This is a genomic window from Idiomarina xiamenensis 10-D-4 (assembly GCF_000299895.1).
Classification (GTDB): domain Bacteria; phylum Pseudomonadota; class Gammaproteobacteria; order Enterobacterales; family Alteromonadaceae; genus Idiomarina; species Idiomarina xiamenensis.
This window is the reverse complement of record NZ_AMRG01000018.1, coordinates 40,643-51,628: the sequence shown is the minus strand read 5'-3', so window position 1 is coordinate 51,628 and position 10,986 is coordinate 40,643. Positions and strand designations below refer to the sequence as shown.

Sequence of the window (10,986 nt, the reverse complement as noted above, 5' to 3'; positions counted from 1 at the left end):
ATTATAAGGATCATTGGCGTGGGTGCAAGGGGTAAATGACGATTTTTTTAAATTATTGAATCAATCGCTCAGATAATAAACAAAACGGCCAAAAATACGCTAATTCACGCACCTTTGACCGTTTAAAACTCTCGTCAGGTCAGTTGTACTCGCCTGACCTAACTATGTACTCGCTGACGTTACTCTTTACGAGACTCCTGCTTATCACTAGCGATATCACTATTGGTGTTCTCAGCTGACGATTTCTCCGCAGCAGTCTGGTGCTGTGTTGTTTCATGCTCAGACTTGCTGCTATCCTGCTGTTGATCAGCTCGCGCTGGAGCAAAGTCAGCATCGTCGTCATCGGTATCGCCAAGTACGTGCTTCAGTTCTAACTTATTAACACTCTTGATAGTTAATATTGGACCTGACAACGCATATAAGAAGAAAATCGAGAACAATACTAACGATGGTTCGGTGGCCACCACAACGAACGCCAACACAATTGCTAAAATCACTAAGAAAGAAACTTTACCACGCCAATCAATATCTTTAAACGAATGATAACGGAAGTTACTAACCATCAATAAACCGGCACAAATGGTAATCAGCGCGGCCATGTAGCTCACAAAACCGGCCTCGCCGTCGGCAACAGGGGTAACACCGTATTTACTACCGACCCATACCATACCGCCAACAATGGCGGCCGCACTAGGGATCGCTAAGCCTTGGAAAAAGCGTTTATCGGCAACGCCCAAATTGGTGTTAAAGCGAGCTAATCGTAACGCTCCGCCGGCGACAAAAATAAAAGATGCCAACCAGCCCAAATTACCTAAGCCGCTCAGGCCCCAATTATATACCACCAAGGCCGGCGCCATACCGAACGATACAATGTCCGCCATACTATCGTACTCAGCACCAAAATCACTTTCAGTATTGGTGATACGTGCCACACGGCCGTCCAAGCCATCAAAAATCATGGCGATAAATATTGCCACCGCAGCTTCTGCATAGCGGTCATTCATCGACGCTACAATGGCATAAAAACCAGAAAATAAACCGGCCGTGGTTAACAGGTTAGGTAACAGGTAAATTCCGCGGCGTTTAGCGTTTGCGTTGGCACCTTTATCAGTGTCATTCGCCATTAGTCGTGCTTCCTTTAAGAGTTGTGTAAACAGTATGCCTAGCTTCTGGTCGTTTTTTGCTCACGCAGGCGTTGCATCACGCGGCTTTGCAAGGCACGGCTATAATCAGCATAGCATAGACCGTTATCAGCTTGAAAATACTCCCGCCATACAATTAAAAACGCGGGCAAATGACTTTACCCGCGTAATACTGCCAGTTAATCATAGTCAGGCTACTGCGAAATCACCAACTGCTCATCGGTAACCGATACCTTTATCGGTTTATCCGGTGTTAACTCACCCGCTAGTATGCGCTGCGCCAACGGATTTTCCAGTTGCTGCTGGATAGCTCGCTTTAATGGCCGCGCGCCGTATACCGGATCAAACCCAGCATCGGCGATTAACGCCAGTGCGGCATCGTCCAACTGCAACTGGTAATCTCGTTCTTGCAAACGTTGCAGCAAGTTCTGTAACTGAATTTCGGCAATATGTTTAATGTTTGCTTTCGATAACGGATGAAAAACAACGGTTTCATCAACCCGGTTAAGAAACTCGGGACGGAAGTGATGCACCAAAACATCCATAACCGCCGCTTTCATTTCTTCATAAGTATGCTCATTAGCCTTCTCTTGAATTAAATCAGAACCCAAGTTCGAGGTCATAATGATCACCGTATTACGAAAATCAACGGTACGCCCTTGACCATCGGTTAAACGACCATCGTCCAACACTTGCAGCAAGATATTGAAGACGTCGGGGTGCGCTTTTTCGACTTCGTCCAATAAAATAACGGAATAGGGTTTGCGCCGTACGGCCTCGGTCAAGTAGCCACCCTCTTCATAACCGACGTAGCCCGGAGGCGCTCCAACTAAGCGCGCCACCGAATGTTTTTCCATAAACTCGGACATATCGATACGTACCATAGCGCTGTCGGTATCAAATAAAAACTGCGCTAACGCTTTCGACAGCTCGGTCTTACCGACACCCGTCGGCCCCAAAAACAAAAACGATCCAATCGGTCTATTCGGGTCGCTCAACCCCGCACGTGAACGCCGAATCGCGTTAGCAACGGCATCGACTGCCTCATTCTGTCCGACCACACGGCTATGCAGTTGCTGTTCCATCTGCAATAACTTCTCGCGCTCGCCTTCCAGCATCTTGTTCACGGGAATACCAGTCCAGCGCGATAGCACCTCAGCCACTTCTTCATCAGTGACACGATTTTTCAGTAGACTCATGTCTTGCATCTCAGCCTGCAAAGCCAGATCTAACTGCCGCTCTAGCGCCGGAATACGACCATACTGCAACTCCGACATACGGTTTAAGTCACCCGCGCGGCGCGCAATATCCATATCAGTTCGAGCTTGTTCCAACTGCGCTTTGATATTTTGCGTGCCCTGCACCGCTGCCTTTTCGGTATTCCAGACTTCTTCCAGCTCTTTAAACTTACGTTCCTGTTCATCCAATTCTTCTTGCAACAGGTCTAAGCGCTTTTTACTGGCATCGTCTTTTTCTTTCTGTAACGCTTGTTGCTCAAGCTTTAGTTGAATAATACGTCGCTCTAAACGGTCTAAATCTTCCGGCTTAGAATCGATTTGCATGCGAATACGAGAGCCCGCTTCGTCAATTAGGTCGATCGCTTTATCCGGTAATTTACGGTCACTGATATAACGATGCGACAGCGACGCCGCCGCGACAATCGCCGGATCGGTGATTTCGACCGCGTGGTGTAATTCATAACGTTCTTTTAAACCACGTAAAATGGCGATGGTATCGGCTACCGTTGGCTCATCAACGAGCACTTTTTGAAAGCGACGTTCTAGCGCTGCATCTTTTTCGATGTACTGGCGATATTCGTCTAACGTGGTAGCCCCAACGCAATGCAACTCACCACGCGCCAGCGCTGGTTTGAGCATATTACCGGCATCCATCGCGCCGTCGGCTTTACCGGCACCGACCATGGTGTGTAACTCGTCGATAAAGAGGATCACTTGCCCTTCTTCTTTGCTCAACTCGTTTAACACCGCTTTTAAGCGCTCTTCAAACTCACCACGGAACTTGGCACCGGCCAGTAGCGCACCTAAATCCAACGATAATACCCGCTTATTTTTTAAACCCTCGGGCACCTCGCCATTAACGATACGTTGTGCCAGCCCCTCCACAATGGCGGTTTTACCGACACCGGGATCACCAATCAATACCGGGTTGTTCTTAGTACGGCGTTGCAATACCTGAATCGTACGGCGAATTTCTTCGTCGCGGCCAATGACCGGATCGAGCTTGCCTTGCTCAGCGCGTTCGGTCAGATCGATAGTATATTTATCTAAAGCTTGCCGTTGTTCTTCGGCGTTTTGATCTTCAACCTTTTCGCCCTTACGAATATCGTCGATGGCTTTTTCCAGTGCGTTCTTAGTAATACCCACTTGTTTAAGTATGTCGCCCAACTTGCCCTTGTCTTCGCATGCCGCTAATAAAAACAGCTCGGACGAAATAAATTTGTCCTGGCGCTTTTGCGCGTACTTATCACACAAGTTAAGTAGCGTTGCGGTTTGTGGTGACAGCTGCACTTCGCCACCCGCACCAGATACCGTGGGTAGCGCCTCTAGCGCTTTAGCCAATTGTCCACGTAGCGCCGAAAAATCAGCACCAATCATGGTCAATAACGGACGAGTAGAACCGCCTTGCTGATCGAGCAAGGCCTGCATCATATGCACCGGCTCAATGAACTGGTGATCACGGCCTAACGCCAACGACTGGGCGTCGGCAATCGCCATTTGAAATTTGCTAGTTAAACGATCGAGTCTCATGCTCTATACTCCACGAGTTAACATCTATGTTTAACAATGTGGGTACTTTTTCGCCAACTTCAAGCGTCAGACGAGAGAAATTACACTGCTAATTGAGGATTATTGACGCCGATCAAAATGATACTTAAGCGCGCCATATCAAACTCAGCATTCGCCCACAGTCTGGCTGGCGTCGGTAGGAGTAAAAACGAGAGTCAGCATAGCTGCATAATTGACTTTGCTTGATCAGCGATACGCCAATCGCGCGTAAGCGTAGCTCCGCCAGCAGCGGTAAATTACATAGCCATTTTGCCGCTTGTGGTAACGCTTGAAAGGCTGTCGCCGCGGTTTCATCTCGTTGCACGAAAGCTTGGTACACATCGTCACCGACTTCGAAATGCTGAGCCGAAATGGCGGGACCAATCCAGGCTGACAACTGTTTTGCTGCACCGCTAAAACGCGCCACAGCTTGCTCGACAACACCCTGATATAAGCCTCGCCAGCCAGCGTGCACAGCCGCTAGCTGTTGACCATCTTGGTGGCAGAGCAAAATAGGCAAACAATCAGCGGTTAATATACCGCACGGTTTACCGCTATTACTGTATACCGCATCCGCTTGTCGCTTATCCAAACCTAGTCGACCGTACTGCGCCACCTCGCTACCATGCACTTGCTGCAGCCAGCTAGGAGCAGCCGGCAACGCCAGTAATTGCGTAAGGCTAATACGGCGACGCATCACCGAGCTAATGTCGTCGCCAACATGCGCCGCGAGATTACCAAAAGCCGCGCTTGAGTAGAATGCCTTAACACCGTCAGGCAGTTGCCAATCAGCTTGGTATAACCCCCGCTTAATCAGCGTGTTGGCGGCGGTCTTCACGCAATACCTCCAACAGTGCCACCATGTCGTCAGGCGTTGGCGCCTGCCATGATAACCACTCACCGCTAAGCGGATGATGCAGCGACAATTGTGCAGCATGCAATGCCTGCCGTTTAAAACCACGTAATGCGGTTAAAAAGGCCTCGCTAGCTTGTTTCGGCGGACGCGGCCGACCACCATACAGCGCGTCCCCAATTAACGGATGCCGAATATGCGCCATGTGCACGCGAATTTGGTGAGTGCGGCCGGTTTCTAAGCGTAACCGCAGGTGGCTATGGGCACGAAAACGCTCTGCCACCCGGTAATGCGTAACGGCAGGCTTGCCCATCGGATTTACCGCCATTTGCGTGCGCTTGGTACTGTGTCGGCCTATCGGTTCGTCGACCAAACCGCCGGCCGTCATCACGCCATTGCATACGGCTTCATATTCGCGGGTAATTTCCCGCGCCTGCATCGCACTGACCAGATGAGTTTGCGCCGGTAGCGTTTTCGCCACCACCATCAAGCCTGTGGTGTCTTTATCTAGACGATGTACGATACCCGCTCGTGGCACTTGGTCTATCGCAGGATGATGCGCTAATAGTGCATTTAATAACGTGCCATCGGGCTGTCCCGCTCCGGGATGAACAACCAAACCAGCAGGCTTATTGATCACCAAAATATCGTCGTCCTCATAAACGATATTGAGCGGAATTGCCTGCGCGACAAAGCGCTCCTCGCTCTCAATCTCGGCATCGACCGAGACCAACATCCCGACCGACACTTTCTCTCGAGGTTTATCAATCACCTGATTATCGATACAAACACTGCCGTCGAGGATCCAAGCCTTCAGCCGAGAACGCGAATAGTCTGGGAACAACTCCGCTAACGCTTGGTCTAATCGTTTGCCCGATATGCTGTCGGGAACTACTGCTTCTAAAGAAATTGCTTCGCTCATAATGTGATATTGGACTGTGCAAGCCTGAATGGCTGCGTTAGAATGCCGAATCACTGTAGTGTACCTGTTTGGCGCGCAACGCCAAAGCCTTAAATCATAAGGGACTTAGCAGCACCTATGAAAAACCGTATTATTTTAGCGCTGGCTGCCAGCGTCATGTTAAGCGCTTGCTCTGGCACACCGGACGAACCGCAAGCTCAAGCCAGTGGCCCCGAAGTGGCCTACGAACGCGCCCGCGAACTGATGGCGCAGGGTAATCTATCGATGGCCCGCGATGCGCTTAACAATTTGTCTAGCCGTTATCCATTTGGCGCTTATGCCAACCAAGTACAGTTAGACTTGATCTATTTAAACTACAAATTAGACGATACCGATAAGGCGTTAGCCACTATCGACCGTTTTATTCGGCTAAACCCCAACCATCAGGATATTGATTACGCCATTTATATGCGTGGCTTGGTCAATCAACGTGCCGAACATAACACCATTCAAGAGTTGGTCGGCGTTGAGCGTTACGACCGCGACCCGTCGCGCGCCCGCGATGCGTTTAAAGACTTTGCTGATTTAATTCGCCAATACCCTGACAGCAAATATGTGCCCGACGCCAAACAGCGTTTAGTCGCACTAAAAAGTCGCTTGGCTAAATATGAACTAGCCGCCGCCAGATACTATATGGACCGCGCCGCCTATTTGGCCGCCGCTAACCGCGGTAAATATATATTGGAATACTATCCAAACACTCCCGAGGTGGAGGAGGCATTAGCCATCATGGTAGAAAGCTATGATCAGCTTGATTTGCCAAAGATGCGTGATGACGCGCGTAAAGTATTACAGCTTAATTATCCCGAGAACCCGATGGCTTCGGCTGACTAAGTTAAGCGAGTTGAGAACCAAAAAGAGCGCCGAAAAGGCGCTCTTTTTTTATTCGTAACGGTCAATTAGCTACACCGCATCTTCGTTTTCTTCTCCAGTACGAATACGTATCACGCGCTCAACCGCGCTGACAAAAATTTTACCGTCACCGATTTTACCCGTTTGCGCAGTATCCATAATGGCCTCGATACAACGTTCAACTTCATCATCAGCAACAACGACTTCGACCTTAACTTTTGGTAAAAAATCGACCATATATTCAGCACCGCGATAAAGTTCGGTATGCCCCTTTTGCCGACCAAAGCCTTTCACTTCAGACACGGTCATACCGTTAATACCCACCTCGGATAACGCCTCGCGAACGTCATCTAATTTGAATGGTTTAATGATTGCTTCAACTTTTTTCACGGCTATACTCCTTGCTGTGCCTACACTCGGTCCAAATCACGCGTCCTGACGCTGCAGCTCATAACGATAATGGCTAGTTATCGGATAACGACGGTCACGACCAAAGTTCCGAGTTGTAATTTTTGGTCCTACCGCCGACTGCTTACGTTTATATTCGTTCAAATCAACCAAACGCACAATGCGACGAACGTCTTGGTCGTTAAAACCAGCAGCGATGATATCAGTAACCGACCAGTCCTGTTCCACATACAGAGCAAGGATACGATCAAGATCACTGTACGGGGGTAGCGAATCTTCATCAACCTGATCCGGCGCAAGTTCTGCCGATGGCGGACGCGAAATAACGCGTTCAGGAATGCAAGGCGATAAGCTGTTGCGATACTTCGCCAACTCAAACACCAATAATTTAGGCACATCTTTTAACGGTGCAAAGCCACCACACATATCGCCGTACAAGGTGGCATAGCCAACCGCCATCTCGCTTTTATTACCGGTGGTCAATACCAGCGCCCGATGTTTATTCGACAACGCCATCAACAGCACGCCACGGCAACGCGACTGCAAATTTTCTTCGGTCGTATCAACCTCGGCATCGCCAAATAGCGTCTGCAATTGCTGCATAAATGCATTAAACATCGGCTCGATAGATACTACCTGATAATCGACCGCTAGCTGGCGAGCCTGTTGTTCAGCATCTTCTAAGCTCATGCTTGAGGTATATTTGAACGGCATCATCACCGCGCGCACCTTATCCGCACCCAGCGCATCGACCGCCAACGCCAGCGTTAAGGCCGAGTCAATGCCGCCCGATAGCCCCAATACCACGCCGTTAAAACCGTTCTTTTGTACATAATCACGCACGGCCAAAACCAGCGCTTGATAAACCAACGCCTGACTGCTCAATGTGCTAGCCGCTGTTGGCCACTCGCCGACAAGTTGGACACTAGCAGCGTTGATCTCAATACTCGCGCACAACGTCTGACAATGCGGTAACTCGGCAGCTACCGAACCATCACTGGCAAGCACGAGCGAATGACCGTCAAACACTAACTCGTCCTGGCCACCACAGTTATTTAAATAAACGATCGGCTTACCACATTCGCTACTACGTTGTTGTAGTACCGATAACCGTTGTTCATGCTTATCCAGCTGATAAGGTGACGCATTAATCGATAACACCCAGTCGATATCGTCTTCCAGTAAACGTTGCAGCGGTAATGGATGCCATAAGTCTTCACAGATCAACAGACCGATGCGTTGACCTTGCCATTCAAACACCGCGTTTTGCTGACCCGGAATAAAATAGCGCTGCTCATCAAAAGTGTCGTAGTTCGGTAAACGCTGCTTGTGGTAGCGCTGTAAACATTCGCCACGATGCAAAACAGACAAACTATTGAAGGTTTCCTCGCCGACACGTTGCGGGTGACCGACAATAACCACCGCATCGGAAGCTGCCGCACTAATTTGCTCTACCGCATTATCAACGGCGGCGTATAGATCATCCCGTAACAGCAGATCCTCGGGCGGATAACCGGTAATCGCCAACTCGGGAAATACGATAATATCGTTATCGTTACCGTGACGGCGAATAGTCGCTAAAATTTTTGCTGTATTTTCGTGAATCGCACCGACTGTAAAGTCTAGTTGTGCAAGACAAACCGTTAATGCTGTTGTCATAACGCCCTTACAATAAAAAGCCTGGGTCAGTGGCACGGCATAATATAGCAGCACGCGAATCGGCGCAAATAGCGAACTATAGCGCGCTGCTTAATGTTGTAAATCGTTCGGAATATGCCGATCAGCGCCCGGTTGTTGTGGACGCTTCCCTCGCCCACGGTGGTACTCACGCAGCTGATACACATAAGCTAAAATCTGTGCCACCGCGACGAATAGTCCTTGCGGAATTTCTTGGTTAAGTTCGGTAGTGTGGTAGATCGAACGTGCTAAGCCGGGTGAAGCGACCAAAGGAATTTCGTACTCGAGTGCAATTTCTCGAATTTTAGCGGCGGTTTCATCGGTACCCTTGGCTAATACCTGCGGCGCACCACGACCATTGCTGTCATATTTTAAGGCAACCGCATAGTGCGTCGGGTTAGTGACCACCACATCGGCTTTCGGTACCTCTTGCATCATACGCCGGTTCGCCATTTCCATTTGCAAGCGACGAATACGACCTTTCACCTCAGGGCTACCCTCAGAGTCTTTATGCTCGTCTTTGACCTCTTGTTTGGTCATTCTTAAGTCTTTGTTGTGCTTCCACAACTGAAACGGCACATCAATAACGACGATAAAAAACATCGAGCAACACAGCAGTAAAAACATCCACAATAAGACTTCTACCGCCTCTTTCATCATGGTCGGCATTTGCGAGGCAGCAATGGTCAAAATATGCTCATATTGCCACCACAACAGCAATACTGCAGCGCCGGCTACCACCGCAAATTTGGCAATGCCTTTCACCAATTCAATCAGCGCTTGTACCCCGAACATGCGCTTAAAGCCTTTTAAAGGGCTAATTTTATTGAGCTTCGGTGCCATCGCTTGCCAGCTAAAATTAAAACCGCCAAGCCAAGTGTTACCCCAAAATGTGGCGACTACCACCACCGAGAAAATTCCCAATAATGGCCAGAATAGTTCTTTTAACGGCATTGCCAAGGCTGCCATCATTTTGCTGGTATCGAAGATTTGCTGCCGATCGAGGGTAAACAAGTCACGCATGACGTGCGCTAAGCCGATAGCTAACGAACTACCAAACCACATTAACGCTACCGCCATACTGACTAAAACAAACGCGGTACCGAGCTCTTTTGAGCGCGCTATCTGACCTTTTTCACGGGCCTGTCGTTTTCGTCGTTCCGTGGGGTCTTCTGTACGTTCCTGATCGGTCTCAGCCATTGTACTTACCTATGTACTTACCTATGTACTTACCTATGTACTTACCTAACACTGCTGATTAATAACCACGCACATACTTGTCACTGCGCGCTGCCATTGAGCTTCAAAATGGAACATAAAGCCGCCGATGGTCAACCATAATACGATGAGACCACCGACCATCGTAATGGGAAAGCCGATAGAGAAGATATTTAGCTGTGGCGCTGCGCGTGTCATCACACCAAAACTCAAGTTAACTAATAATAGCGCGATGACGCCCGACAATACCGTCGCTAACGCCGCGGAGAACATCGTGCCGCCCCAATTAAACACTTCTTGAATGGCAATATCGCTTAACCCGGTCATGCCCACCGGAATCGCATTAAAGCTTTCGACCACCATGCGGATCATCAGTAGGTGTCCATCGACCGCTAAAAACAGCAAACTAGCCAACATTAAAAAGAATTGCGCAACTACCGGTACCTGTTGGCCATTACTGGGGTCGACCATTGAAGCAAAGCCCAAACCGATCTGCATGGCCACCATCTGTCCACCCAGAATAAAGGTCTGTAAAAACAAGTTAGATAGCAGGCCTAACGCCACACCGATGACAATTTGCTGTGCAATAATCAGCATGCCTGCCACCGACACCATCTCGACTTGCACATTAACGGCGGGTAAAGCCGGCGATACTGCCAGCGTAATAGCGATTGCCAACGGCGCTTTAATACGTTGATTAATGAGGGTACCACTGAATAAAGCCATGCTCATCAGCATCGCCGAGACCCGCGTCAACGGATACAAATGCTGCGCCAGCCAGTCAAGGATGGTACTGGTGGCGATGTCCATTAACTGACCACTTGCGGGATCTGGTTAAAAATGCCGATGGTATAATCCATCAGTACTTGCACAATCCAATGACCGCCAATACCGATAGCCGCCAGCGTGACCAATAAGCGTGGTAAAAAGCTCAGCGTTTGCTCGTTAATCGAAGTCGCAGCCTGAAACACCGCGACCACCAAACCGACCAACAAACTCGGTACAATAATGGCACTGACCAGAATAACAATAACACCTAGCGCCGAACGGAAAATATCAACAAAAACTTCGGGACCCATGTTTCACCTC

General features: G+C 49.2%; 10 protein-coding genes. 1 reads left to right on the top strand and 9 read right to left on the bottom strand.

Translation table 11 applies throughout. From position 1 onward, the window contains the following. Positions 1-179: 179 nt before the first annotated feature. The 4 genes from pssA to rluD form a co-directional block, all read right to left on the bottom strand. Complete coding sequence (pssA, locus tag A10D4_RS12025; RefSeq protein WP_008489823.1) at positions 180-1,124, bottom strand: CDP-diacylglycerol--serine O-phosphatidyltransferase; 945 nt, start codon at positions 1,122-1,124, stop codon at positions 180-182. Between the two features lie 212 nt (positions 1,125-1,336). After that, the gene (gene clpB, locus A10D4_RS12020; RefSeq protein ID WP_008489822.1) at positions 1,337-3,910 is read right to left on the bottom strand and encodes an ATP-dependent chaperone ClpB; all 2,574 of its coding nucleotides are present in this window, start codon (positions 3,908-3,910) and stop codon (positions 1,337-1,339) included. 124 nt (positions 3,911-4,034) lie between these two features. Further along, positions 4,035-4,766 (bottom strand): peptidoglycan editing factor PgeF, encoded by a 732-nt coding sequence (gene pgeF, locus A10D4_RS12015; RefSeq protein ID WP_008489821.1) that lies wholly within the window; start codon positions 4,764-4,766, stop codon positions 4,035-4,037. Then, a complete protein-coding gene (gene rluD, locus A10D4_RS12010; protein WP_008489820.1) occupies positions 4,738-5,703 on the bottom strand; it encodes a 23S rRNA pseudouridine(1911/1915/1917) synthase RluD in 966 nt (321 codons plus the stop codon). The genes pgeF and rluD overlap by 29 nt, the downstream gene beginning before the upstream one ends. Before the next feature lie 117 nt (positions 5,704-5,820). On the opposite strand from rluD, the gene A10D4_RS12005 reads away from it, so the two are divergent. Beyond that, complete coding sequence (locus tag A10D4_RS12005; RefSeq protein WP_008489818.1) at positions 5,821-6,576, top strand: outer membrane protein assembly factor BamD; 756 nt, start codon at positions 5,821-5,823, stop codon at positions 6,574-6,576. 69 nt (positions 6,577-6,645) lie between these two features. On the opposite strand, the gene glnB is transcribed toward A10D4_RS12005, so the two are convergent. The 5 genes from glnB to fliQ form a co-directional block, all read right to left on the bottom strand. Beyond that, on the bottom strand, positions 6,646-6,984 hold the full coding sequence (gene glnB, locus A10D4_RS12000; RefSeq protein WP_008489817.1) for a nitrogen regulatory protein P-II: 339 nt from the start codon (positions 6,982-6,984) through the stop codon (positions 6,646-6,648). Positions 6,985-7,020: 36 nt separating this feature from the next. Then, on the bottom strand, positions 7,021-8,661 hold the full coding sequence (locus A10D4_RS11995; protein ID WP_008489816.1) for an NAD+ synthase: 1,641 nt from the start codon (positions 8,659-8,661) through the stop codon (positions 7,021-7,023). A 90-nt stretch (positions 8,662-8,751) separates the two neighbouring features. After that, positions 8,752-9,879 carry a flagellar biosynthesis protein FlhB gene (gene flhB, locus A10D4_RS11990; RefSeq protein ID WP_008489815.1) on the bottom strand — a complete coding sequence of 376 codons (1,128 nt, stop codon included), beginning with the start codon at positions 9,877-9,879 and terminating at the stop codon, positions 8,752-8,754. A 45-nt stretch (positions 9,880-9,924) separates the two neighbouring features. Next, the gene (fliR, locus tag A10D4_RS11985) at positions 9,925-10,707 is read right to left on the bottom strand and encodes a flagellar biosynthetic protein FliR (protein WP_008489814.1); all 783 of its coding nucleotides are present in this window, start codon (positions 10,705-10,707) and stop codon (positions 9,925-9,927) included. Further along, positions 10,707-10,976 (bottom strand): flagellar biosynthesis protein FliQ, encoded by a 270-nt coding sequence (gene fliQ, locus A10D4_RS11980; RefSeq protein ID WP_008489813.1) that lies wholly within the window; start codon positions 10,974-10,976, stop codon positions 10,707-10,709. The genes fliR and fliQ overlap by 1 nt, the downstream gene beginning before the upstream one ends. Between the last annotated feature and the right edge of the window lie 10 nt (positions 10,977-10,986).